This is a genomic window from Pseudomonas sp. DW-iso3 (genome assembly GCF_058725305.1).
On record NZ_JBZXDZ010000001.1, the window covers coordinates 31,622 to 55,597 of the forward strand.

General features: G+C 61.0%; 20 protein-coding genes and 1 tRNA gene. 12 read left to right on the plus strand and 9 right to left on the minus strand.

What is annotated here, in order from left to right:
* Positions 1-85 precede the first annotated feature (85 nt).
* On the minus strand, positions 86-907 hold the full coding sequence (locus AC4PS7_RS00130) for an AraC family transcriptional regulator (RefSeq protein WP_021491954.1): 822 nt from the start codon (positions 905-907) through the stop codon (positions 86-88).
* 141 nt (positions 908-1,048) lie between these two features.
* Here AC4PS7_RS00130 and AC4PS7_RS00135 point away from each other — a divergent pair, with 141 nt between their 5' ends.
* Together AC4PS7_RS00135 and ddlA are read left to right on the plus strand one after the other, a co-directional pair.
* Positions 1,049-1,687: a LysE family transporter gene (locus AC4PS7_RS00135; RefSeq protein WP_021491953.1), complete on the plus strand. Its 639-nt coding sequence runs from the start codon at positions 1,049-1,051 to the stop codon at positions 1,685-1,687.
* A gap of 44 nt (positions 1,688-1,731) precedes the next feature.
* Positions 1,732-2,826, plus strand: coding sequence for a D-alanine--D-alanine ligase (gene ddlA, locus AC4PS7_RS00140; protein WP_044286601.1), 1,095 nt, complete (start codon positions 1,732-1,734; stop codon positions 2,824-2,826).
* On the opposite strand, the gene pgeF is transcribed toward ddlA, so the two are convergent.
* Genes pgeF through AC4PS7_RS00155 form a run of 3 tightly spaced genes read right to left on the minus strand, consistent with a single transcriptional unit; the run spans position 2,816 to position 6,212 of the window.
* Positions 2,816-3,541 carry a peptidoglycan editing factor PgeF gene (pgeF, locus tag AC4PS7_RS00145; protein ID WP_042571033.1) on the minus strand — a complete coding sequence of 242 codons (726 nt, stop codon included), beginning with the start codon at positions 3,539-3,541 and terminating at the stop codon, positions 2,816-2,818. The two genes, ddlA and pgeF, sit on opposite strands and share 11 nt — an antisense overlap.
* Before the next feature lie 25 nt (positions 3,542-3,566).
* Complete coding sequence (gene ggt, locus AC4PS7_RS00150) at positions 3,567-5,396, minus strand: gamma-glutamyltransferase (protein WP_492179022.1); 1,830 nt, start codon at positions 5,394-5,396, stop codon at positions 3,567-3,569.
* A gap of 36 nt (positions 5,397-5,432) precedes the next feature.
* Positions 5,433-6,212, minus strand: coding sequence for a PhzF family phenazine biosynthesis protein (locus tag AC4PS7_RS00155; protein WP_010213357.1), 780 nt, complete (start codon positions 6,210-6,212; stop codon positions 5,433-5,435).
* Between the two features lie 180 nt (positions 6,213-6,392).
* Here AC4PS7_RS00155 and AC4PS7_RS00160 point away from each other — a divergent pair, with 180 nt between their 5' ends.
* Positions 6,393-10,691 (plus strand): AvrE-family type 3 secretion system effector, encoded by a 4,299-nt coding sequence (locus AC4PS7_RS00160; protein WP_305375494.1) that lies wholly within the window; start codon positions 6,393-6,395, stop codon positions 10,689-10,691.
* Between the two features lie 2 nt (positions 10,692-10,693).
* Here AC4PS7_RS00160 and idi read toward each other — a convergent pair whose 3' ends face one another.
* The 5 genes from idi to AC4PS7_RS00185 all read right to left on the minus strand — a co-directional run bounded on the left by idi (position 10,694) and on the right by AC4PS7_RS00185 (position 15,458).
* Positions 10,694-11,236, minus strand: coding sequence for an isopentenyl-diphosphate Delta-isomerase (gene idi, locus AC4PS7_RS00165; protein ID WP_021491948.1), 543 nt, complete (start codon positions 11,234-11,236; stop codon positions 10,694-10,696).
* 31 nt (positions 11,237-11,267) lie between these two features.
* Positions 11,268-12,074 (minus strand): class I SAM-dependent methyltransferase, encoded by an 807-nt coding sequence (locus AC4PS7_RS00170; RefSeq protein WP_154847667.1) that lies wholly within the window; start codon positions 12,072-12,074, stop codon positions 11,268-11,270.
* Positions 12,071-14,290 (minus strand): cytochrome P450, encoded by a 2,220-nt coding sequence (locus AC4PS7_RS00175; protein ID WP_492179210.1) that lies wholly within the window; start codon positions 14,288-14,290, stop codon positions 12,071-12,073. Before AC4PS7_RS00175 ends, AC4PS7_RS00170 begins: the two co-directional genes overlap by 4 nt.
* 348 nt (positions 14,291-14,638) lie before the next feature.
* Positions 14,639-14,715: transfer RNA gene (locus tag AC4PS7_RS00180), tRNA-Met, on the minus strand.
* A 191-nt stretch (positions 14,716-14,906) separates the two neighbouring features.
* Positions 14,907-15,458 (minus strand): RNA polymerase sigma factor, encoded by a 552-nt coding sequence (locus AC4PS7_RS00185; protein ID WP_010213349.1) that lies wholly within the window; start codon positions 15,456-15,458, stop codon positions 14,907-14,909.
* 263 nt (positions 15,459-15,721) lie between these two features.
* Here AC4PS7_RS00185 and sctW point away from each other — a divergent pair, with 263 nt between their 5' ends.
* The 9 genes from sctW (at position 15,722) to sctS (ending at position 23,966) form a co-directional block, all read left to right on the plus strand.
* On the plus strand, positions 15,722-16,786 hold the full coding sequence (gene sctW, locus AC4PS7_RS00190) for a type III secretion system gatekeeper subunit SctW (protein ID WP_010213348.1): 1,065 nt from the start codon (positions 15,722-15,724) through the stop codon (positions 16,784-16,786).
* Positions 16,783-18,876, plus strand: a complete 2,094-nt coding sequence (gene sctV / locus AC4PS7_RS00195; protein WP_137205940.1) for a type III secretion system export apparatus subunit SctV — start codon at positions 16,783-16,785, stop codon at positions 18,874-18,876. Before sctW ends, sctV begins: the two co-directional genes overlap by 4 nt.
* A gap of 34 nt (positions 18,877-18,910) precedes the next feature.
* Positions 18,911-19,810 (plus strand): FHA domain-containing protein, encoded by a 900-nt coding sequence (locus AC4PS7_RS00200; RefSeq protein ID WP_305375765.1) that lies wholly within the window; start codon positions 18,911-18,913, stop codon positions 19,808-19,810.
* 8 nt (positions 19,811-19,818) lie between these two features.
* Complete coding sequence (locus AC4PS7_RS00205) at positions 19,819-21,165, plus strand: FliI/YscN family ATPase (RefSeq protein WP_198729527.1); 1,347 nt, start codon at positions 19,819-19,821, stop codon at positions 21,163-21,165.
* Positions 21,152-21,580, plus strand: a complete 429-nt coding sequence (gene sctO / locus AC4PS7_RS00210) for a type III secretion system stalk subunit SctO (protein WP_010213344.1) — start codon at positions 21,152-21,154, stop codon at positions 21,578-21,580. Before AC4PS7_RS00205 ends, sctO begins: the two co-directional genes overlap by 14 nt.
* A 188-nt stretch (positions 21,581-21,768) precedes the next feature.
* Positions 21,769-22,035 carry a type III secretion system HrpP C-terminal domain-containing protein gene (locus AC4PS7_RS00215; RefSeq protein ID WP_010213343.1) on the plus strand — a complete coding sequence of 89 codons (267 nt, stop codon included), beginning with the start codon at positions 21,769-21,771 and terminating at the stop codon, positions 22,033-22,035.
* Positions 22,032-23,045, plus strand: coding sequence for a FliM/FliN family flagellar motor switch protein (locus AC4PS7_RS00220; RefSeq protein ID WP_010213342.1), 1,014 nt, complete (start codon positions 22,032-22,034; stop codon positions 23,043-23,045). Before AC4PS7_RS00215 ends, AC4PS7_RS00220 begins: the two co-directional genes overlap by 4 nt.
* Entirely contained in the window at positions 23,042-23,695 is a 654-nt protein-coding gene (sctR, locus tag AC4PS7_RS00225) for a type III secretion system export apparatus subunit SctR (RefSeq protein WP_021491941.1), read from the plus strand. Before AC4PS7_RS00220 ends, sctR begins: the two co-directional genes overlap by 4 nt.
* Before the next feature lie 7 nt (positions 23,696-23,702).
* Positions 23,703-23,966 (plus strand): type III secretion system export apparatus subunit SctS, encoded by a 264-nt coding sequence (gene sctS, locus AC4PS7_RS00230; RefSeq protein WP_010213339.1) that lies wholly within the window; start codon positions 23,703-23,705, stop codon positions 23,964-23,966.
* The last annotated feature ends 10 nt before the right edge of the window (positions 23,967-23,976 follow it).

The window sequence follows — 23,976 nt, forward strand, 5'->3', positions numbered from 1 at the left end:
ACCGCTTCGGCGTCCAGTACTGTTTCCTCGCACTCTCGCTCTGGCAGGCGCGGTGTTGGCGCTGCGCCTCAAGCGCCCGGCCGGGTCACCTGTCCTGGAAACGGTCTGACATTTTTACCCAGCGCGATGGTGGCATGCCGTAGGTGCTGCGAAACTGCCGGGTCATGTGGCTCTGGTCGGTAAAGCCGGCGGTCATCGCCGCGTCCACCAACGATTGGCCCTGGGCCAGCAGGCTGCGCACCAGATCCAACCGACGCATGGTCAGGTAGCGGTAGGGGCTGGTGCCGAACAGCAAGCGAAAATCCCGCGACAAGGCCCAGCGGTCGCGGCCGGCATGGTTGGCCATTTCATCCAGGGTGATGCTGCGGCCCAGGGCGCTGTGGATAAATTCCCGCGCGCGCTCGGCGGCCACATAGTCGAAGGTCTTGCGGCTGATGATGGCGCCCGACACGTTGCTGAGCGCGTGGGCCAGGTCGAACAGGGCGTCCTGTTCCTGCAACGGGTCGATGGGGTTTTCGAGGTTCTGCAGCAGCACTTCGCTGGCGCGGAACAGCCTCGGATCCGTGGATAAACCGTTAGGGATGAACGGCAACGGCTTGCCGCCGAGAATCTGCTGGATCAGCGACGGCTCGACATAAATCATCCGGTACTTGAACCCTTCGTCGCTGCCCGCATGACCGTCGTGGGTCTCATCGGGGTGCAGGACCATGGTGGTGCCGGGCAGGCTGTGGACCATGTGGCCGCGGTAGTGAAAACTCTGCACACCCATCAGCGTCCGCCCGATGGCGTAGGTGTCATGGCGATGCGGGTCGAAGGCGAAGCCGGCAAAATAGGCCTCGATACGGTCCAGGCCGCTGGCATGTGGGGCGCGGTGCAGCCAGTCGAGGATGGCGGTGGGTTTGCCCATGGTGGCGTGTCACAAAAAAGAGAGGGAAGTACGTTAACCCAGTCTGGCTCGGATTGTCTGCCGAGGTCTTGTACGATTGTGCAGGGTGTGGGCGAGGCCTATGATTGCTGTTCGTGCCTTGCACTGATGGAGCGGCCTCTCATGGATTTTTTCAACCCCGCCTACCTGGCGCCCCTGGTTTCGCTGGCCCTGCTGTGGACGGTGGCAGTGGTGACGCCCGGCCCCAACTTTTTCAACACGGCGCAATTGGCCGCCAGTTGTTCGCGCCGCCATGGCGTGGTGGCATCGGCCGGCGTGGCGACGGGTACCATCCTGTGGGGACTGGCCGGAGGCCTGGGGATCAAGTCCTTGTTTACCGCTGCGCCGATGCTGTACCTGGCGTTCAAGATCATGGGTGGCTGCTACTTGATCTACCTCGGGTTGAAGCTGTTCAGGCGCTCGGCACCGGCCATGGGCCAGGGCATGCTGTCGGCTGAGGCACGGCGCTCGTTGTTTTCCGCATGGCGGCTGGGCCTGCTGGGCAACTTGTCCAACCCCAAGGCGGCGCTGTTTGTGGCCACCATCTTCGCGTCCACCATGCCGCCGTCTCCCTCGCCGATGCTGCTGACCCTGGCGGTAATCACCATGGCCACCTTGTCGTTCAGCTGGTATTCGTGTGTGGCCCTGGTGTTTTCCAGTCAGCGCATGGCCGACCTTTACAGCCGTTCACGCAAATGGCTCGACCGCTTTGCCGGGGGCTGCTACCTGTTGTTCGGTGCACATCTGGTAGCGAATCGCTGACCACACGTGGTAAGAAGCCTTACTTTCAACAGTGAGGCCGGGTCATGAGCAAGGTGCGGGTAGGTATTATTTTTGGTGGCCGGTCGGCCGAGCATGAAGTCTCGTTGCAGTCGGCGCGCAACATTGTTGATGCGCTGGATCGCTCCCGTTTCGAGCCGGTGCTGATCGGCATCGACAAGGCCGGCCACTGGCACCTCAACGACACATCGAATTTCCTGCTCAACCAGGAAAACCCGGCCCTGATCGCCCTCAACCAGTCCAACCGCGAACTGGCGGTCGTGCCCGGCAAGGCCAACCAGCAACTGGTGGAAACTTCGGGCACGGGCCTGCTTGAGCATGTGGATGTGATCTTCCCCATTGTCCACGGCACCCTCGGCGAAGACGGTTGCCTGCAAGGCCTGTTGCGCATGGCGGACTTGCCTTTCGTCGGCTCCGACGTGCTCGGCTCGGCCGTGTGCATGGACAAGGACATCAGCAAGCGCTTGCTGCGCGATGCTGGCATTGCGGTCACCCCGTTCATCACCCTGACCCGTAGCAACGCGGCACGTACTTCGTTTGAGGCTGCGGTGAACAAGCTCGGCCTGCCGATGTTCGTCAAACCCGCGAACCAGGGTTCCTCGGTAGGCGTGAGTAAAGTCGGCGATGAAGCCGAGTACCACGCGGCCGTCGAACTGGCCCTGGGTTTTGATGAAAAGGTGTTGGTTGAATCCGCCGTAAAAGGCCGTGAAATCGAATGCGCCGTGCTCGGCAATGAAAACCCCATCGCCAGTGGTTGTGGGGAGATCGTGGTGAGCAGCGGTTTCTATTCCTACGACAGCAAGTACATTGACGACCAGGCTGCCCAGGTGGTGGTGCCGGCCGATATCAGCCAGGAAGCCAGCGAGCGCATTCGCGGGTTGGCCATCGAGGCGTTCGAGGTGCTGGGCTGTTCCGGTCTGGCACGGGTCGACGTGTTCCTCACCGACGACGGTGAAGTGCTGATCAACGAAATCAACTCACTGCCCGGCTTCACCCGCATCAGCATGTACCCCAAGTTGTGGCAGGCGGCGGGCATGAGCTACAGCGAGCTGGTGAGCCGGTTGATCGAGCTGGCATTGGAGCGGCATGCGGGGCGTAAGGGGTTGAAGATCAGTCGGTGAGACGAGCAATCCACGAATAGATCAACGTCTTCTGTTCCTCCGGGTTATGCGTCCTTCGGCGATAGCTGGCAAAGGTGGGGGAGGTGCAGTAAGTGCACACCTTACTCACCTCGATCTGCTCCCGCCGGATGCCGGCTGCTTGCAGCAACATCACCCCATAGCCACTCAAATCAAACCACGCACTTCCCGCATGCCTGGCGTGGGGTGGTGCGATTTCAGGTGGCAGCAACGGCGCGGGTTGCGCGGCGCTCCACGGCGCTCGCCCGTTCAACCACAAGTGCCCCTGATCCGCCTGGAACTGTGTGATAAACCCCTCGCTCACCTCATAGCAGCATGGCTTGATCGACGGTCCGATCGCCACCCGCAACTGGTCGACGGCAATGCCTTCATCAGCAAAACGCTGCACGGCGTTAGCTACAATCCCGCCTTGCAAGCCTTTCCACCCGCCATGGACGGCCGCTACCTTCTCGCCGTTTGTGGCGGCGATGAGAATGGGCAGGCAATCGGCCGTGATCACCGCGATGGGGTGAGGCTCGCCGGTATATACCCCATCTGCCTCCACCGTATTGGGCACTGCGCCGGCTTGCCATTCAATCACTGAGGCGCTGTGCATTTGCTTGCAGATGAACACCGCTTCCGGGCGCAGCGGATCATCGATCGAACAAAAACCGTGGTCGATGCCGGGAATGGCGCCGAGGTTATCTGCTTGCTGCACGGGCGTTTCTCCGTTGAATGATTAATCAGTCGCCGACCGCTTCGCCTTCACGCCGAGGGTCGGCGCCGCCGCTCAGCGACACCTTGCCCTGGGCATCCCGGGTGAGGACGATGGCCTGGATGCCGCTGGTCATATCGATCTCGCTCAGCGCATGGCCTTTGTCCTTGAGGGCCTGTTTCAGCGCGGGGCTGAACAGGCCGCTTTCCAGTTCGGTCGCGCCATTGCGGCTGCCGAAGTTGGGCAGGCTGATGGCGGCTTGCGGATCGAGTTTCCAGTCGAGCATCGCCACCAGCGACTTGCTCACGTACTCGATGATTTGTGAGCCACCGGGGGAGCCGACCGTGGCCAGTAACTCGCCGCTCTTGCGGTCGAACACCAGGGTCGGCGCCATGGCCGAACGCGGGCGTTTACCCGGCTCGACACGGTTGGCCACGGGCTGGCCGTTTTCCTCGGGGATAAACGAAAAGTCGGTCATCTGGTTGTTGAGCAGGAAGCCCTGGACCATGACATGGGCGCCAAACGCCGCTTCCACCGTGGTGGTCATCGACACGGCGCCGCCGAGGTCATCCACCGCCACCACTTGCGACGTGGAAATGCGCAGCGGCGAGCGATCCGGTGCGTAGGCCACCTGGATGCCCGCCGGCACGCCCGGCTTGGCGATGCCCATGCTGCGCGCGCCGATCAGGGCGGCACGTTTTGCCAGGTAATCCGGTGCGACAAGGCCCGCCACCGGCACCGGGACGAAGTCCGCGTCGGCGACGTAGAGGCCACGATCGGCAAAGGCCAGGCGTCCGGCTTCGGCCAACAGGTGCACGGCTTCGGGGGGTGGCTCAAGGCCGGCGGGCGACGGGCTTTTCAGCGGTTGCATCGCTGCGATGGCCAGGGCAGGATCGCGGGCTTCCAGCGCCTGCAAGGTGCCGAGGATTTGTGCGATGGCGACGCCGCCCGAGGATGGCGGCGGCATGCCGCAGACTTTCCATTGTTTGTAATCGGTGCACAGCGGCGTGCGTTCCTTGGCGGTATAGCCCTTGAGGTCCGCCTGGGACAGGCTGCCGGCGTTGCGATGGCCCTGCACCTTGCGTGCGATCTCATCGGCAATCGGCCCTTGGTACAGCGCATCCGGCCCTTCCTTGGCGATGCGTTTGAACACATCGGCCAGCGCCGGGTTTTTCAACAGGGTACCGGTGGCTTTGGGTGTGCCATCGGCGTTCAGGAAGTACGCCGCCATGTCCGGCGATTGCGCGATATAGCGGTCGGCCGCGATCAGGCTGTGCAGGCGTGGAGAAATGGCAAAACCCTGTTCCGCCAACCGGATCGCCGGCTCGAACAGCTCGGCCCATTGCAGATGACCGGTCTTCTTGTGCGCCATTTCGAGCGCACGCAATACCCCAGGGGTGCCGACCGAGCGTCCGCCGATCTGCGCTTCCGGAAATGCCATCGGCTTGCCGTCAGCCCTCAGGAACAACTGCTGCGTCGCCCCGGCCGGAGCGGTTTCTCGGCCGTCATAGGCGTGCACCTTTTTCCCGTCCCAGAGCATGATGAACGCGCCACCGCCGATGCCGGAAGACTGCGGCTCCACCAGGGTCAACACCGCCTGCATCGCAATCGCCGCATCGATCGCCGAACCGCCCTTGCGCAGCATTTCGCGCCCGGCCTCGGCCGCCAGCGGGTTGGCGGCCGCTGCCATATGACGCTTGGCCTGTTGGGTGGTGAGGTCGGTGCGATAGCCTGAACCCAGCTCCGGTGCCGGTGGCGGTTCGTTGACAGAGGTGTTGCATGCAGCCAGGGCAAGGGCTGCGGCAATCACCGACAGTTGACGGCGGGAAATCGAAAACACGCGCTGAACTCCGTTCATTTTGAGAATGATCTGTTGTCCTTGGGGCACTGCTTTTTACAGGTAAATCGTGCCTTGCAGGTAGAGCACGGCATGGCCGGAAATGATCACGCGGTCACCCTTGAGTTCGCAGCGCAGCTGGCCGCGGCGCGTTCCGCCTTGCTCCGCTGTCATGCTCGACTTGCCCAAGCGTTCGGCCCAGAACGGCGCCAGTGACGTATGGGCCGAGCCGGTGACCGGGTCTTCATTCACGCCCACGTTGGGCCCGAACCAGCGGGAGATAAAATCGAACCGTGCGCTTTTGGCGGTCACTGCAATCCCGCGTTTCGGCAAACCCTTGAGGTGGGCAAAATCCGGTTTCAGTGCGGCGACTTGCGCTTCGTCTTCCAGCAACACGATGTAGTCATCGGTGCTGAACACTTCGGCCTGTTCAATGCCCAGCGCGCTCAACATTCCATCGGGTGGCTCACAAGGCTGGGGTTGCTTGGCCGGGAAGTCCATTGCCAACTCGTCACCGTTACGCGTGACCCGCAGTTCGCCACTGCGTGTCGCAAAGCGCAACACTTCAGGCGCATCCCCCAGCAGGTGAATCAACACCCAGGCCGCCGCAAGTGTGGCGTGGCCGCACAGGTCCACTTCGACCTCCGGGGTAAACCAGCGCAACTCGTAGAACTCGCCACGGGGTACGAAATAGGCGGTTTCGGAGAGGTTGTTTTCCGCTGCGATGTTTTGCAGTTGCTCATCGCTGAGCCACTCGGTCAGCGGGCACACCGCAGCCGGGTTGCCGCCAAAGACCGATTGACTGAAAGCGTCGACTTGAAAGATATCCAGTTTCATCGAAAGCACTCCGTGTAGGGATGGAGCCGGACACTAACAGTGGGTCAAGCGAGCGTCAAAATACAGTTGAGTGGTTTTTTCGTGCGCATGCAGTCGCCGTTGTGGAAAGGCCCGTGGTGGAACCAAACAGAGCGGATGCCCACTAGACAGCTGTGATGAATTTTGTTTGGGAGTATTGCCATGCGCACGGAATTGAAAGCTCTTTTCAAGTTACAGAATGATCTGGTGGAACGCTTGAAGAGGCCGGGCCAGGAACTGTCTCCGCCAGTGTTGCTGCACTATCAACCCTTGCACCCGACCTCAATGCAGTTCGATGTTTCCCTCAACGATGGCAAGGTACAGGCTGATACGACACTGACTGGCCGTGATATCGCCCACCACCTCAACCAGCCCAATAAACACTATGTGGCTGATGGTCCTTCGACAGCAGGTACGCATACGTTGCGGATGAAGGACGAGCGCCAGCATGTGTTTCACATCCATTCCACACCGGCGGTCGCGGCGGTGTTCAAAAGCAGCCTTCCGGATGCAACCGGCGACGTTGTCGAGAGTCCGGGGCGCGCGCATCTGGGCAGCGTCAGCGCGGTTCAAACGACGGTGGATGGCCAGCAATTTCGCCTGGACGGCGATCGACTGTTTCGCTTTGAACCCCTCACACTGTCGTGGATGCATGACGCAGACGCTCGTGCATTCAGCCGTATTGGCCTGACGAACGAGGGGCAGTTGCTAAAGACCCCCAAGGGCGTTGCCGACAGCAGTGCGCATGGCCGCACTACGGTGCAGCTGAACCAGGCCCGGGATGCTTCTTTGGTGCATGTCCAGGGCGGGAGCGTGCAGGCCGTGCAGCCGGTGGATGAGCTGGGAGCGCCCGTGCAGCTCGCCCGTATCGGGTTGTCGGGAAACGCGCTGTATGGCGCGACCACGGACGGAGAATTGGTCCAAGCAGACCTGCGCATAGCGCGAGATCAACAGTTGCCGATGGTCCGTCAACCGCTTGAATCGCTGGAGCGGGCGTTGAAGGGAGCCGTCAGTGTCGAAGGCTTCTTTCATGATGATGCGGGGCAACTCAATGCTCAGGTTCGCGACGCACGTCAGCAATTGCACAGCGTGCCCCTGGGGGACGCGAATACCCTACGTCCGCAATGGAACCTTAGCGACGTGCTGGTCAAGGGCATCGAGAAAGGCCTGCCGCTGCCCAGCCAACACGCACTGGCGGCGGCGGTCGATCTGGGACAGCGGGGCAAGGTTGCCTTGGATGCGGGCAACCTGTTGACCTGGGACGCGGCGGCGCAACGTTGGCAAGACACCGTTCAGCCCGGTGTCGAGCATCTGGAGCGTGGGTTGGATGGTCGTGCCTATGTGCTGCAAGAAGGGCAACTGAAGGCCGTGGCCATCAGCCAAGTGCGCGATCCGCTGATGGAGGGTGCCAGCCATGACTTGGCCGCTCTTCCTGCGCCGCGCCCGCAAGTGTCCCTTGACGAAGTGCTCGCAGGGGATAGTCAGCGGCGCATTACCGGATTCGCTGTCGCTGACGGCCGCAATTTTGTCACCGTCGACCAGACCAACCAGCTTCAGGTCCATCACGATGGGGACGCCCAGCCGTTACACGCGTCACCCGCGATTGACATCAAAACACTGGCCCTGGATCACGTGGGCAATCTTTATGCACATACCCAGGGCGGAGAACTGTTCAGGTTGAATCGCGAAGCCTGGCAGGGTACTACCGCGGGCGTGCAGCACTGGAGCAGCGTTGAACTTCCGGGTCGCCAACCGTTGGAGTCCTTGCGGATGGACGCTGATAAGCACTTGATTGGGGGGTGGAACAAGCAGCTCTACCGACTGGATAATGCCAGCGCCTCAGCACTGGAGTGGGGCCCGATGCAATCGACGACCCCGGCGCCATCGTTAGCCGACACGTTGGCCAGTACGCAACTGCGCGCGCAGTTTCCCGGCGGGGCATTGTCAGTCGGCAGCAATGTCATGGGGCAAACCCGTGAGGGGGTGCCGCTCAAGCGTCAATATTCTCAAGGGATCAGCGCACACTTTCATCCCCTGGAGGCTCTCAGCCAAAAAGCCAAAGGTGTTCAGCAGCACTTCAATGGCCGCAAGGGGTTGGAGGGCATCTACGCTGACGATCGGCGACTGCACCAGCAACTCACTCCTCTCGCGCAGAGCAGGCCGGTTTCGGCTGACTTGGATCTGCGGCTCACCGCATTGAGCGAACCAGGACCGCGACAGGCCCTGGCCGGGCAGATTCGCCAGGCGCTGACGCAGGTGGAGGAGAGTAGCCAGTCAAGCGCACGCCGCTTGGGCGACGCTCACGGTGTAACGTTCGACCCCAAGCCCACATTGAACAGGGCGGAAATCAACCCTGGCTCGACGCTGCATCAGCTCTATGAAGCGTTCAAGAGAGCCTCTCCCTCGTCGGAAAAAACGACCGCCGCGTTGTTGGCCAACTTTGAGGGGCAGGGCGTGACGCTTCCCACGGCCAAGCCCGGGGGCAAGCGGGACCTCGATCACCCCTCGGCATTGATCGAAGGCGACCTGATCCATCATGCGAGCACGCTCAAGCAATTGGCGGACCTGGTGCAGGCGCTCGACGCTACGTCAGGCCATAGCCCAAGCGCCTTGGCACGCTTGGAAAAGTCTCTTGCGGATGTCATGCAAGCGTTCCAGGACAGCCCCGTGCACACATTGGCCAGCCAAGGTATCGCCAGTTATGCGCAGGCCGAATCCTTGTATGGCAACTTCAAGCTGTTGGCCAAGGACCTTGGCACACCCGGCTCTGCGCTTCACTGGCATCTTTCGGGGCTCCTGGGGTTGCCCAAGGATGCCTCCATCAAAGACGCGATGACGCAGCAAGTACAACAACTGAGCAGTGGCCAGACCCTTTCCCCGAGCCGAACCCAAGGCAAAAGCCTGGGGTTGATGGTGACGGGGATAAAGCCAATTGCCCCCGTAGAGTTTTTCCTGGGCGTCTCCAAGTCTCATACCCATGGGGTAAGTATCAGCCGTACCGACAAAGGCGCTCGGGTTGAAATCAGTTCGGACGACATGCGGCGACTGGCGGGTTCGGTGGGCTCGGGCGTGACCTTAGGCAAAGGATCGGGCGCAGTGGGGCCGGGCTTGAGGGTTGCAGCGGAACTGACGGCCGCAGTTGCAAAAAACCAGGGGGCAAGCATCGCCTTCGACGTCAAAGAGGCGGACTTTGGCAAGATGATGTCGATCCTTACCGGTGAGACAGGTAGCGTCTATGATCTGCTGGCTTTGGGGGAGGAGCATGCGGCAGGTAAGAGTTCGAAGGTCAGTGGTGACGTCAATGTGGACGCACTTGCGCAATTGCGCTTGATGTACAGCCCGCAGGAAGACATCGCAGAGCTGGACTCGGTTATACGTGCTGGCGTTGGCGGGGTGGCAAACCTCAATCTTTTCCATACCGATAAGAGTCAGTCCGCCACACGCACCGCAACCGGCACCCGTCACAATGCGGCAACCAGCGCACAGTTCCTCCGGCAGGGGGGCGTGGGGGCCAATATCGCGCCCCTCAATGCGTTAGCGTTGGTCAGCGCCGAAAGCGGTGGGCCCAGCGCGGCGGTGTTTGCATTGCCGGAACTGTCGGTCATGGTGAAGTTTGATCGCGGCGAATCGCAGGCCTTCAGTTTTTCTTTCAAGCATCCGCAACCGGTGACTCAGTCTCAGGTTGATGACCTGAAGCGCAGTGTGTCGCTTTACTCACCGACGTTCAGGCAGGATCTGGCTGCGATCGAGCTGTCGGGGAATACGGTGGATCAGCAGCTAGCCTCGGTGCAACGGTTTCTCGCGACGCACCCGCCGATAGCGACGAAGCCGGATGCTTACCATGCCATCAGCCAGTCATTGAATGGGTTGATGGTCCAGCAGGACCTGGTGAAACAGGGTCTTCGCCAACTGGCGTCAGTGGAGTCTTCTGTCACCCGCGTGGGGTTAAGGGACGATGGCCGTCATACCTGGCTGGATGATGTGGCGCCGGCCAACAAAGCGGCGATCGAGCAGTGGTTGAGGGATGACCCACAATTTGCCCAGGTGCTCGATCAGTTGCAGCATGGCGAGGGCACTTCGGTGACGCTTGGCATGGAGCTCAAACCAGAGATCCTGCGAGCGATAGAGCGCAGTCACCTTGCCGGTGAAAGTTCTGAGCCGCTGATCAGGCGCGCACTGAGCGATCGCACCAATCTGCGGGTCAAACACATGAGTCTGAGCTATACCGCCACCCAGTCCCATGGCATGTCGATACCCGCGATGACGAATCTCAGTTTTTCCAGCAGTGCGGGCCTGAGTCATACCCAGAAGCGCGTCAATGCAGACCTTGAATATGGTCTGGACGCCGATAAGCCCTTGCGGATGAACCTGAACGACACGTTGGGCAGCCGGCCGGGCAATGATCTGACGATTGACCTGGGAGACCTGCGTGTGAGGACACCAAGCCTGGCAAGGCGCTGAACTTATTCCTGACATGCGGGGGTATCGAATGTGGGGTGCTGCGCTAGCAGGCGGCACCACTGCATTCGAAACCAGGGTGTGAAGGGGACTGCCGGATCTGAAAGTTGGGCTGATACTTGCGCGCGGGTCAGCCACGCGACCTCACTGACTTCCTCCGTGGTCGGGGAGACCACCGCGTCAGATTGAGCAATCAATACATGACAAAGTTCGTGTTCTGCCCCGATCGAACCAAAGTGCGCATGGTATTCAAAACTGTACAGCGAGCGGCAGGGGGCAGAGATCCCCAGTTCTTCGCGCAGACGGCGTGACGCCGCATCCGGAACAGTCTCGCCGGGTGCCGGATGGCTGCAGCAAGCATTCGACCAGAAACCGGGCCACAGCATTTTACCTGCTGCGCGACGTTGAATCAGATGGCGCCCGGCGCTGTCGATCAGGTGTACCGAAAAGGCGCGATGCAGCCGTCCCGTTCCCAGGTGTGCGTCGCGTTTGTCACACACACCGATCTGAATATCGTGTGCATCGACTAAAATCACTTTGTCGTTCATCGGGTGTCCTCTTTCGTGCAGATGCGGTCGCTTACCCACGTTCGGGCACTTGTCCCCAGGCGCTGATAAACGTCAAAGCGGCCTCGGTGAACGTCGGGGAGGCGCGCAGTTTAACCATGGCATCAAGGTCGTTCTGAGAGAGTAGGCCGCGCTTGAGCAGTGCCGGCCCGGCGTGTGCTGTAGTTGTCGCCCAGAAGGCATCAGCCGGGCTGTCGTCGCCGATTCGGCCTTCCAGGGTGCGATAGCCGATGTTGGAAAGCCCCCGTTCACGTAGCCGGTCTGGAAGGGTATCGGCCCAGAGCATGTCGGATCCAATGGACTGCTCCAGGAGCGTGACGCCGGCCTGGGCGACTTTGCGGAACAACGGGTTGGCTGTTCCAAGGCTGGGTTGCAGACTCACATCTTCGATTACCAGCCAGCCGCCTGGACGGATCCAGGTGGCCAATCGGGTCAGAATGTCTTCGCGTTCGGGAAGGTGGCACAACAAGGCCCGAACGTGCACCACGTCCAAAGACGCCGCAGGAAAATCATCGGTCGCGGCATTGTGAGTGATCACCCGAATGCCGGGTATGTCGGTGAGAAATCGGGGGTCAATGTCGGTGGCGATGACAGTCGCGTCGGAGTATCGCGTGCTCAGCCAGCTTGCGAATGATCCAGCGCCTGCGCCGAGGTCAAGAATGGTCGGCCTTTCCGGGAGAGGCAGCAGGCCAAAGACTGTTCGACTCAACGGGTCAAAGGCACGCTCCAGGGTGCGCAGCCGCATTAGTTGGCCGGCCTGCTGATCACCGAGATAGCTGTTGGTGTAGCCGGGTTCCTCGGCTGGGCCAGTGGTGTTCACAGTGCGACCTCCAGCCGGTCGGGGCAGCGGTTGAGGAAGCCGTGTTCGGCGGGCTGGAACCCTGGAGCCCAGCGCACGCCTGGAAAGGTCTGTAGCAGCAGGCGGGCGCCGATCGTGATCTCCATCCGTGCCAGTATCGATCCCAGGCAGAAATGCCGACCCGCTCCGAAGGCAAAATGATTTGTCTCCTGGTGAGGGCGCGACATATTGAAGGTGTCCGGATCGGTGAAGTGGTCTGGATCACGGTTGGCCGAGCCGATCAGGCAGGCGAAGGTCGCGCCGCAAGGAATGGTTCCAGACGGCAGCTCCAACGATTCACGGGCCTCCCTGAGAACGAGCTGCAAGGGACGATTGCGTCGCAAGGTTTCTGCGAGCGCATTGTCCATCAAGTCTGGATTGGCCATCACCGCCTCCTTGACGCCGGGCTCGTCCAGCAGGTTCACAATGAGATTTGCCAAGGCACCGTGGCTGGTCTCGCTGCCGGCCGTCATCAGGATCGCGCAGTAGGCCCTGACGAACGCCTCGGGCAATGGCTGACCGTCAATCCGTGCCGCCAGAAGATGAGAGATCAAATCGTCGGTGGGTACCGTGCGGCGGGCGTCGATATGTGGCTGAATGAAATCGTAGAAACGGTCGCGGTTGGACAATCCACCGGTCAACAGGGTCGGATCCTGTCGATAGTTGCCCATGTAGGCGAAGCCAATGGCACACCACTTTTTCAGCTGCTCTACCTCTTCAGTGGTCTGCGCCGGAAGACCCAGTGCACGGGCCATCACCCGCACGGGCAACGCGCAGGTGAAGTCGGCAATGAGGTCCACCCGGTGACGGCCCTGCATCTGCGCCAGCAGGTCCATGCTCGCCGAAGTGATCGATGCTTCGAGTACTTCGAGGGCCTTGCTGCGGAACGACGGGCTCAGTAACGCTCGATGCTGGGCATGCTCACAGCCGTCCATGGCGACAAGGGTGTGCCCCAGCAACGGTCCGATCTGCCAGCTGTAGTTGTTGCTGCTCGCTCCGGGATGGGTCAGCGCTGCTTTGACATCCGCATACCGGCTGACCAGCCACACATCCGTGGGCTCGTCGTAGACGATCGGCAGCGTGGTACGCAAACGCTCATAAAGGGGGTAGGGGTCGATTTCGAATTGCCGGGATTTCAGGGTAGGCGGGGTGAGGTTCAGGTCCACCTGCTGGTTGATCCGACCCGTCGGGTCGTTGGCCTGCAGGTGATACCGGGACACGCTCCTGTGCCAGTCGCCCGCCGCACGGGCAACCTGACGCAGTCGGTCCGGGTCGGTGGCGGCGGATGGTCGTTGGCGGGTGTGCTTGGCGGCGAGCTCGGTGAATGCCGAGACAGCCGCGTTCACCATCTGATGGGCCGCTTCGATCGATGCAGGCCAGTCGGTGCCGGCGCTGTCCGCGAGAATCGACACCAGGTTGAAGCGCTCGCCACACACCACATCTTTGGCAATCGAGTGGATATCGTTTGTCCAGGTGATGATATCGGCAGCGTGCTCCCGCAGCCTGCTCCACCATTCGATATCGGCTGAGTGTTGGTAGGGGTCGAGCGTTTCGGCCGCATCGATGAGATCAAAGAAGAACAGTGCACCGAACGAATCCCGTCGCAACGGCAGATATTCGGACAGTGTGAGTGCCGCTCCTGTTTCGCGCATGTTTACCAGTGTCGCCTGCGCACGCAGGTGTCTGAGCAAATTCTGTACAAGTCTATGCCGCCAACGCTCGTTACCCCAGTTCCGTGTCCGTGGCCACAGATCATCAATCAGGACACTGAGCATGGGGTCATCAAATCGGCCGATTTCATCCAGCGGATCGGCACCGTCGTTCTCGGTTATTGCCTGCACCGCTGTGACGAAACGCTCCAGTACGCCATTTTCTGCCCAGGGCCCATCATCGATTCGGTCATCGAGTATGAGTGCCCACAGATACCAGCACACCAGGGTTTCGGCTTGCTGCGTGGGCGCCTGCCCGCACAGCGCCATCCCCAGGTCGAGCAGCGCAGTGGTACTTAGCCGGTGTGCCCCTCGGCGACCGATCAGGCCGTATCTTTGCGCCCAGGCGAGCACACGCTCCCTCAACACATCGTGATCAGAGCGCGGTGTCGGGTTGGAGAATGGCAGTTGTATGTCGGGAATGATCAGCGGTGTTGGCGGTGCGACATTCACCTCTGAATTGTTTGTCACAAGACATCCTTGTTTCATATCCAAGCAGCCTCCGCTTGAGGGCAGTTCAGGGCAATGTGGCTGTATTTCAGCCATGGGGATCATGCTTGGAAGCAAATGTCTTCGGATGTAGTCGTTATCTGATGTCGATACCGGAAATCACACAGAACGGATACAGAAATGGAGTTTCAGTGCTCGTGGTTAACCCAACTGTCGCCCTGTGGTGAGCATTTCCGGGCCGATGAGCGTGTCGCGCAGGGGAGGGACGTTCAGGACATGGCGCTGTCAGGCTGTTGCCTTGTGAAACGCCAGAAACAAGAAAGCCCGCACGAGGCGGGCTTCTTGAGGTGATTCATAGACTGCTGTAGACGTCTATGGATCGGTACTTGGTGGCTACACAGGGACTTGAACCCCGGACCCCAGCATTATGAATGCTATGCTCTAACCAACTGAGCTATGTAGCCAAGTGGCGCGCATTATTCGCGTAGAACGGCAATGCGTCAAGCATTTATTTTGAATTTTTATCTACGCTTTCAACTGTTTAAGCGAAATCAGCGAATCTGGCGACGAGTGGATCACTCTTCGCCCTGCCGAGTACCCGCGAAACTCGATCGCGTTGAGCAGATATCCCTGCCGCTCAACGCGTGCACTGACGCTACGGGTGTTTCGGGTTGTGCGTGGCGCGTTTGAGCTGTTCGCGGGCCCGTGACAGGCGTGAACGCACGGTGCCGATAGGAATGTCCAACGCGTCGGCTGTGTCCTGATAGCTGCCGTCGGTTTCCAGTGAGGCGTACAGGGTCTTGCGCATTTCCACCGGCAGATGGTCGATAGCGCTCAGGGTTTTTTCCAGGCGGCGGTTGACCTCAAATTCCCAATCCAGGTTGCGATTGTCCTCCTGACCATGCCAGAGCGACTCGTCAAACTCGCAATGCACCGGCTTGGCGTACATGCGCCTGAAGTGGTTACGGATAAGGTTTTGCGCGATACCACACATCCACGTGCTGAGCGTCGCATTGCCGCTGAAACGCTCTCGGTTGCGCCAGGCTTCCAGGTACGTCAATTGCAGAAGATCATCCGCATCTTCCGGGTTGAGTACGCGCTTATGAATGAAGCGCCGAAGTTTTTTTTGCTGTTCGTCTGTCAGGTGAAGCATGAATTGAGGCGAGCTGCCAACGAGGTGCGCTAAAGCTTCAATAGGGATATTCATGATTGTTTCCTTGGTGTAGACGCAGTCGAAAAGGTGTCGACGGGAACCCCTTTAGCACTGGCTATGCCAAGACTGTTTTTTATATAACTGACTGATTTTTATGAATAAATATTTTGTAGTGGAGTGATTTCGCGCAGGACCTTGCATAGATGCCACGGAGGTCTGTGCAAGTCTTTTCAAATTTTTCGTGGCATTCGACTTGATGGAACCGTTTGAGCTGGCCTTGCCACACAGGGAAACACTCTTCCTGTTCAGGTCTGTCCATGAAAGTCGAATCTTCCCCGGATGTGCCAGCCGTCCAGCAGTTGGATCAACCTGCTGTCAGCCAGACCTCCACGCCGGTGCCAGTTCCGGGCTTGGATGAGCTCGCTCACCTGTTCAGCCTGGAAGTGCAAAACAACAGCCAGCCCTTGAGTCAGCGGAAGATGAGCGTGCGCGTGCCTCCGGCCGAACAGCTTGCGCAAATTTATGATCAGTTGGGGCACCCTGCCCAGGCGACCCTTGCGAGCCTTTCGCGCCGCATCCGCTGGCAATTGCTGCAGCATCCCAGTGTCGACAAATTGCTGTCGCTGGCTGGCGGGGACCCCGCGCGTGCATTCGTGGTACTCAAATATGTGGCAACCCAGGCAGACGCTGAAGTGCGCCCATCGGAAGCGGCGTTGGCCCGTGATGCCATCGCCAAGCTGGAGGTCCGCTTCAAAGGGCAGATCCAGGCAGGCCTGAACATTGCTTTGGCGCTGCAGGCGGGCAGTGCCGATCCACAGGAGCGCCAGGCGCTGCGTGCGCTCTACTACGCCAGTGTGGTCACACGCCAATCGTTGTCGACGATGATGCAGGCGCTGCTGGGGGTGTATGGCGGTGAACGGCTTGCCGAAGGGCTCAAGATGATGCGCAAGGCTTTGGCGGACGACATCGCGGCCAAGGTGTCATCACTGCCTACGCCGATGCTGCGTACCCTGTTACTGGGGCTGCAAAGCTGTGGACAGTTGAGCGGCGTGTTGACCGGTTGCAACGCCCTGCTCCAACGCCTGGGTATCGATCATGATGCCGTGGCCCTGCTGCAACGCCTGCTGGGTTACGCCGGTGCAGGTATCGCTGCTGCTGAAATACTGCGACTCGGGAGCGACCTGTTGGGCAGTTCGAGCCCCCAGCAATTGTTGGCCCTCAATGCACTGTATCCGCTGGTCCAGCAACTGCCATTGGCGATATGGCTCGACAGTCGAGTACGCGAAGAAACCCTGCGTGGTTTCCTGGCCGTGATCGGCGAACTGGATCGGGTGACACGTGGCCCTGCGCGTCTTCCTGCTGAGCTGGGGGGCATGGCGTGACTGCGCTTTCGGCCATCAACAGCTTTCTGCTCAAGGTCGCGCAACGCGCAGAAGTGCTGGGCGCCGTGGTGGTGATGGCCATCGTCTTCATCTTTATCGTGCCGCTGCCCACCTGGCTGGTGGACATCCTGATCGCGCTCAATATCTGCATCTCATGCCTGTTGATCGTGTTGGCGTTGTACCTGCCAGGCCCCCTGGCGTTCTCATCGTTTCCGTCAATACTGCTGCTGACCACCATGTTTCGCCTGGCGCTGTCGATTGCCACGACGCGCCTGATCCTGCTGGAGCAGGACGCCGGTCATATCGTCGAGGCCTTTGGTAATTTCGTGGTTGGCGGCAACCTCGCCGTGGGGATGGTGATCTTCCTGATCCTGACCCTGGTCAACTTCCTGGTGATCACCAAAGGCTCGGAGCGGGTGGCCGAAGTGGCCGCGCGTTTCAGCCTGGACGCGATGCCCGGCAAGCAGATGTCCATCGACAGCGACTTGCGTGCCGGCTTGATTGACGGCATGCAAGCGCGGGACAAACGGGAACAATTGTCCCGTGAGAGCCAACTGTTTGGGGCCATGGACGGCGCGATGAAGTTCGTCAAAGGGGATGCCATCGCGGGGTTGATCATCGTTGTGGTCAACCTGTTGGGCGGCTTCTCCACGGGCATGTTCCAGCATGGCCTGAGCGCTTCCGAGTCAATATCGCTGTACTCGGTATTGACCATCGGCGACGGCCTGATCGCACAGATCCCGGCGCTGCTGATCTCCCTCACCGCCGGCATGATCATCACCCGTGTGGCGCCGGACGGACGCAGGGGCGCCAGCAACATGGGCGCCGAAATCGCCCGGCAAATGACCAGCGAACCCAAGAGCTGGATGATCGCCTCGGTGGGCATGCTCGCCTTTGCCGTGGTACCCGGCATGCCGACGGGCGTGTTCATTCTGATTGCGCTGGTTACCGGCAGCCTGGGGTACTACCTGATGCGCCAGCGTCAACGGCAGGAACAGCCCGCTGCTGAAACCGCCGAAGCGGTGCGTCCCGAAGAGAACGGCAGTGAGGATTTGCGTGGGTTTGATCCGTCGAGACCCTATCTGTTGCAATTCTCCCCGGTGATACGAGGGACGCCTGAGGTGGCTGATCTTGTTCACTCGATTCGCCAGGCCCGAAATGCACTGGTCGCCAATATCGGCCTGACGCTGCCACCGTTTGAGGTGGAACTCGACGACTCACTGGCCGACGATGAAATGCGTTTCTGTGTCCACGAAGTACCGATGGTCAAGGCATCGGTTGTCAGCCATGTGGCGGTTGAGCGTAAGGCGTTGTCGGTTGAGCCGGCGCACGCCATTGCGGGGCTGGTAGAGCGCGATGAACAGGATTGGCTCTGGTTGGCACCGGATGATCCGCTGCTGGATGATCCGCAGTTGGAGCGCTTCACCGCGGCGAGCCTCATCGTCGAGCGCATGAAGCAGGCGATGATGCTCAGCGGGCCGCAGTTCCTGGGGATCCAGGAAAGCAAGTCGATCCTCAGTTGGCTGGAACACAACCAACCGGAACTGGTCCAGGAGCTGCAGCGGATTATGCCGCTGTCGCGGTTTTCGGCGGTCCTGCAACGCCTGGCCAGCGAGGGTGTGCCGTTGCGCGCCGTTCGGCTGATCGTCGAGTCGCTGATCGAGTACGGCCAGCATGAACGTGAGCCGGACGCGCTGGCCGACTACGCGCGCATCGCGCTCAAGGCACAGATCTACCACCAGTACAGCGAAGCCGACGGCCTGCATGCCTGGCTGTTGTCGCCGCAGACTGAAAACATCCTGCGTGAGGCGCTGCGCCAGACTCAGACGGGGGTGTTCTTCGCCCTTGATGACGAACACAGTGCGGTGTTGGTCAGCCTGCTCAATCAAGCTTTTCCCGTACGGCCAAAACTCAAGAGCGTGATGCTGGTCGCACAGGATTTGCGCAGCCCGCTGCGCACGCTGCTGCTGGAGGAGTTCAACCACGTGCCGGTGCTGTCTTTCGCCGAGTTGGGCAGCGCCTCCAAGGTCAAGGTGCTGGGGCGCTTTGACTTGGGCCTGGACGAATTGATGCGCGGTGCGGTGGCATGACGGTTCGGTTTTGTTCAGCACGGAGGGCTCGATGATGTTCGAGTTGCGCGTGCTTGATGGGCGGCATCAGGGAGCGGCGCTGCCCTTGTTCGGGGAGCAGTGGAGCATCGGTGCCCACGCCGATGCTGACCTGGTGCTGAATGACCCTGGCATCGCCGAGCAGCATGCCCGGTTGCGGCTTGTCGACTCGAACTGGTCGGTGCAGGCTGAGGCCGGGTTGTTGCAGGATGCCGATGGTCAGGTGCTGGCGCAAATTGCGCACCTGGGGCTGAACGTAACGTTTTCGGTGGGGAACGTGCGGTTGTGCGTCACCTTGGCCGATGAGCCCTGGCCCCAGGCCCCAGCCCCCGCACCGGCTGTGTCGCCACGGATCAGTGAACCGGTGCCGGTGCTTAAGTTGTCGGCCATCTCCCACGCGCAGCAGAAGCGCCTGATCACGCTGGTGCTGGTGGTGACGGTGATCTTCATCGTGGTGGGCATGGCGTCCACCGGGAAGCCTGAGGCTCAGGCATCCCTGATGCCGCCTGTGGTGCAGAAGCACGAATTGGCCTCGCCGTTTGAGGTCCGCCAGCAGCTGTTGAAGATGCTCGGTGAACGTGAATTGAGCCAGCGTGTCAGCTTGCAAGTGGTCAATGGCCAGGTCGCGCTCAATGGGGATGTCTCACAGGATGATGTGGAACTGGTCGCGCGCATGCTCAGCCGTTTTGGCGAGCAGTTCGACAGCGCGGTCCCGGTGATCAGCCGTGTGCGCGTACGCGATGGGACGTTGCCGTTCAAGATTGTGCAGATCGTGGGCGGGCCGAATGGACACGTGGTCCTGGAGGAGGGCAGCCGACTGTTTGTCGGGGATGAAGTCGACGGCCTGCGCCTGGTGCTGATCGACAACAGCAAGGTGGTGTTCGATGGCGAACAGCGCTATGAGGTGCGCTGGTGAGTGCGGAAATGCAAGCACGCCTGGAGGCCTGGCAACAGCGTCAAGTCCAGTCGCTGGCCACCTTCGCGCCGGTGACGATGCGAGGGCGCATCCAGCGCGTCAATGGCATGTTGCTCCAGTGCCGGCTGCCCCAGGCGCGTATCGGTGACTTGTGCAGGGTCGAGAAAAAGCCGGGCGACTACATGCTGGCCGAGATCATCGGTTTTGATCAGCAGGACGCGGTACTCAGCGCCCTGGGCAATCTGGAGGGGGTGCAGGTGGGCGCTGGCGTGGAGCGTCTTGGCGTCGCGCATCGGGTTCAGGTCAGCGAGGCATTGCTGGGGCAAGTGCTGGATGGTTTCGGGCGGCCGATCACGGGAGAAGGCCCCGGTGCGTTTGTCGAGGCCGATTTGCCGGACACCAGTGCGGTGTTGTGTGAGGCGCCGCTGCCCACTGAGCGCCCGCGCATCAACCGCGCGCTGGCCACCGGCGTGCGGTCGATCGATGGCCTGCTGACGTTGGGTGAAGGCCAGCGCGTGGGCCTGTTCGCCGGCGCCGGGTGCGGCAAGACCACCCTGCTGGCGGAGATCGCCCGTAACGTGGACTGCGATGTCATCGTGTTCGGCCTGATCGGCGAACGGGGCCGCGAGCTGCGTGAGTTTCTCGATCATGAACTCGATGAACAGCTGCGCTCCAAAGCCGTATTGGTGTGCGCTACGTCCGACCGATCCAGTATGGAGCGAGCCCGCGCGGCCTTCACCGCGACGGCACTGGCTGAAGGTTATCGGCGCAAGGGGCTGCGTGTGTTGTTGCTGATCGACTCCCTGACCCGGTTTGCCAGGGCCCAGCGCGAAATCGGTCTGGCCGCCGGCGAACCTCTCGGTCGCGGCGGTCTGCCGCCATCGGTATACAGCCTGCTGCCGCGTCTTGTGGAGCGCGCCGGGTTGACCCGTGCGGGGGTAATCACGGCGATCTATACGGTGCTGATCGAGCAGGACTCCATGAACGATCCGGTGGCCGATGAAGTCCGCTCGCTGCTTGACGGTCATATCGTGCTGTCTCGCAAGTTGGCCGAGCGCGGGCACTATCCCGCAGTGGATGTGCTGGCGAGTCTGTCGCGGATCCTGAGCAACGTGGCCGAGCCTGCGGATATTCAGGCGGGTACGGCGTTGCGACGCTTGTTGTCGGCCTATCAACAGATCGAACTGATGCTCAAGCTGGGGGAATACCAGCCCGGCAGCGATGCCTTGACCGACCTGGCGGTGGACAGTCGCCAGGCTGTGGATAATTTCTTGCGCCAGGACTTGCGTGAGCCTGCGCCGATGGCTGCGACGCTGGAGCAACTCAAGGAGCTGACCGCCTATGTCCCATTCTGATGGTCTGCTTGGCGAAGTCGAGACGCTGCGGCGCCTGCGTCGGCACCGGGCAGATCGGGCCGAGCGAGCCTTGCGTGAGGCGAAGCGCGCCCAGCAGGCTCTGCTTGCCACTATCCGGCAGGCCGAGGAGGCACTTGAACAGACTCGGCGCGATGAAGCCGAGCGCAGTGCCCAACTGCTCAGCCAGCACCAGGGCCAGGTATTGAACCTGCAGGCGCTGAAGTCCTGGGGGGCGCAGGAGCGTTCCTTGTCTGCCGTTACGCGGCGAGGCATGGGGCAGTTGGAAGCCTTGCAGGGCCAGCAGGAAGAAAAGCAGACCTGCGTCGGCCGAGCCCAGAAGCAGGTCACCGCCTGCCTGCGGCAGGTGGAAAAACTTCAGGAGTTATCTCTTTTACTGGCGCAGGAGCCGACATGACCCAGGTTTCAGATAAGCCCGCCGAGCGGCCCCGTCCGCGTGACGCGCGAGAAGAGCGAGAGCCGGGAATGGCGGGTGTCGTTCCTGCGGAGCTAACGCGATTGTTTTCCCAATTGTGGGCTGATGACGGTGAGGGCTCTGGGGCGGGTACCCCGCTAGCACGAACCAGGACGTCGGGTGGCCCGGCGATGATCGAGGCGCTGGCCGAGCAACTGGCGCCGCGCATGCAGGCTGCCTCGCAGTGGCCGCTTCAGGCAGTCCTGTACTTGCCCCGCCTTGGGCGGATCAACGCCAGTGTGCGCCGGGAACAGGGCGCCTGGAATGTCGAGCTGGATGCGGAAGAGAAGGCGACGGTGCGCTGGCTCAGCGGTGTGCGGCAACAGTGTGAGGACCGGTTTGCGGCGACGCTGGGACAGCCGGTCAGCCTGTTTCTGCCCAATGTCAGTTGCGCATGATCGTGCCACTGCTCGCATTGCCGTTGATCAAGGGCGACTCGGTCGCCGCTCGGCGTCGACTGGGGCGTGGCTTGTGCCTGCCGTTCCAAGTGGCAGGGCGCAACGGTCAGTTGCTGCTCGAACCTGGCCGCGCGCCCGCGGGTGGCGAAGCTCTTTGCTTCGAAACGGTGTGCGGCGTGCTGGCGCTCGCCGAAGCCGGGCCGTTGCTCAGCCTGCTGGGGGAATGTCCGGTGGTCTTGGCGCCGTCCGGCAACGACCCGGAGTCCTGGTTCTGGCCGCTGTTCCAGCTCCACTTGAGTCCGCAGGTGAAGGCCCTGCTGGGCTATGTGCGATTGCTGGAGAGTGCTCGACCCAAGGCGTTCGGCTGTCGAATCAGCGTGATCCTGGGGACAACCCGGGTCGAGGGGTATGTGTGGCTGGCCCCGGAGAGCTTTCTAGCGCTATGCGATGCCGGACCTTGGCGCGCCATCGCCAGGCCGATGCCAGCGTCGTTTCGGTTAGCGATTGCGGTGGTCCTTGGGCGTCTGCAGTTACCGATCGCGCAAGCACGCAACCTGCGTGTAGGCGATGTGCTGGTCTTTGAACAGGCCTGTTTTCTAGTCCAGGGCAGCGGCTACGTGCAGGCGGGTACACGGCGATTGCATGGGCGCATTGACGATGACAGCGGGCCGTTGTGCCTGACCCTTACTTCAATCGAGGACACGTCTATGGACGAAGATTTCATCGCCCCCCATTACGCCGGGCATGAAGAGGATGAACCCGTGATGGACGTATTCGGCCACGAACCGTTCGATGAGCTGAGCATGGCGCTGAACGTACGTTGTGGCACGTTGAACCTTACCCTGGGCGAATTGCGTAACCTTGCGCCTGGCGCGGTGCTCGGCATCGGCGGTTATGCGCCGGGCATGGCTGGCTTGTATTACGGCGACCGGCCGATTGGCCAGGGTCAATTGGTCGAAATAGACGGGCGCCTGGGGTTGCAGTTGTCCCGCGTGATGTTCGGTCGATGACATTCCAGGGGATCGATCCCCTCATCCTGGCGCTGTTTGTGGGAGCGTTGGCGTTGATGCCAATGCTGCTGATCATTTGCACATCGTTCTTGAAGATTGTCATCGTGCTGATGATCACCCGCAACGCTATCGGTGTGCAGCAGGTGCCGCCGAGCATGGCCGTCAATGGCATCGCGTTGGCCGCCACGCTGTTTATCATGGCACCGGTCGGTTACGAGATCGCCGAGGGCATCAAGGCCTCGCCCGTGGACACAAGCAGCGTGACCAATTTTTTGCAGACGGGACGTGAGGCTATCCAACCATTGCGTGCATTCATGCTGCGCAACGTGGACCCGGATGTACTGACCCATCTGCTGGAAAATACCGCGCGCCTGTGGCCGGCGAAAATGGCACAGGAGGTCCAGCGCGAAGACTTGATCCTGCTGGTCCCGGCCTTTGTCCTGTCGCAACTGCAGGCGGGGTTCGAGATCGGCTTTCTGATCTACATCCCCTTCATTGTCATTGACCTGATTGTCTCCAACCTGCTGCTGGCACTGGGCATGCAAATGGTCTCGCCAATGACCATTTCCCTGCCGCTCAAACTGCTGTTGTTCGTGATGGTGTCCGGTTGGTCACGCCTGCTCGACAGCTTGTTCCTCTCCTATCTCTGAGTGGCCTATGGAACCGATCGTGCTGTTCAAACAGGGCATGTTGCTGGTGGTGGTGCTGACGGCGCCGCCGCTGATGGTGGCGGTGGTGGTGGGGGTGCTGACGTCGTTGGTGCAGGCGCTGATGCAGATACAGGACCAGACTCTGCCCTTTGGTATCAAGTTGGTGGCGGTGGGTGTCACGCTGATCATGACCGGGCGCTGGATCGGCGTTGAGTTGATCCAGCTGATCAACCTGACCTTCGAAATGATCGGCCGCTCGGCCCTGAATTGAGGTATCGCCC

Coding starts and splice junctions, on each gene's coding strand:
- AC4PS7_RS00175 (WP_492179210.1), bottom strand. CDS start 14,290: ATGAAACAAGGATGTCTTGTGACAAACAATTCAGAGGTGAATGTCGCA.
- AC4PS7_RS00220 (WP_010213342.1), top strand. CDS start 22,032: ATGATCGTGCCACTGCTCGCATTGCCGTTGATCAAGGGCGACTCGGTC.
- AC4PS7_RS00135 (WP_021491953.1), top strand. CDS start 1,049: ATGGATTTTTTCAACCCCGCCTACCTGGCGCCCCTGGTTTCGCTGGCC.
- sctO (WP_010213344.1), top strand. CDS start 21,152: ATGTCCCATTCTGATGGTCTGCTTGGCGAAGTCGAGACGCTGCGGCGC.
- ddlA (WP_044286601.1), top strand. CDS start 1,732: ATGAGCAAGGTGCGGGTAGGTATTATTTTTGGTGGCCGGTCGGCCGAG.
- idi (WP_021491948.1), bottom strand. CDS start 11,236: ATGAACGACAAAGTGATTTTAGTCGATGCACACGATATTCAGATCGGT.
- sctS (WP_010213339.1), top strand. CDS start 23,703: ATGGAACCGATCGTGCTGTTCAAACAGGGCATGTTGCTGGTGGTGGTG.
- AC4PS7_RS00130 (WP_021491954.1), bottom strand. CDS start 907: ATGGGCAAACCCACCGCCATCCTCGACTGGCTGCACCGCGCCCCACAT.
- AC4PS7_RS00160 (WP_305375494.1), top strand. CDS start 6,393: ATGCGCACGGAATTGAAAGCTCTTTTCAAGTTACAGAATGATCTGGTG.
- AC4PS7_RS00155 (WP_010213357.1), bottom strand. CDS start 6,212: ATGAAACTGGATATCTTTCAAGTCGACGCTTTCAGTCAATCGGTCTTT.
- sctW (WP_010213348.1), top strand. CDS start 15,722: ATGAAAGTCGAATCTTCCCCGGATGTGCCAGCCGTCCAGCAGTTGGAT.
- AC4PS7_RS00200 (WP_305375765.1), top strand. CDS start 18,911: ATGTTCGAGTTGCGCGTGCTTGATGGGCGGCATCAGGGAGCGGCGCTG.
- ggt (WP_492179022.1), bottom strand. CDS start 5,396: ATGAACGGAGTTCAGCGCGTGTTTTCGATTTCCCGCCGTCAACTGTCG.
- AC4PS7_RS00215 (WP_010213343.1), top strand. CDS start 21,769: ATGATCGAGGCGCTGGCCGAGCAACTGGCGCCGCGCATGCAGGCTGCC.
- AC4PS7_RS00185 (WP_010213349.1), bottom strand. CDS start 15,458: ATGAATATCCCTATTGAAGCTTTAGCGCACCTCGTTGGCAGCTCGCCT.
- sctR (WP_021491941.1), top strand. CDS start 23,042: ATGACATTCCAGGGGATCGATCCCCTCATCCTGGCGCTGTTTGTGGGA.
- AC4PS7_RS00205 (WP_198729527.1), top strand. CDS start 19,819: ATGCAAGCACGCCTGGAGGCCTGGCAACAGCGTCAAGTCCAGTCGCTG.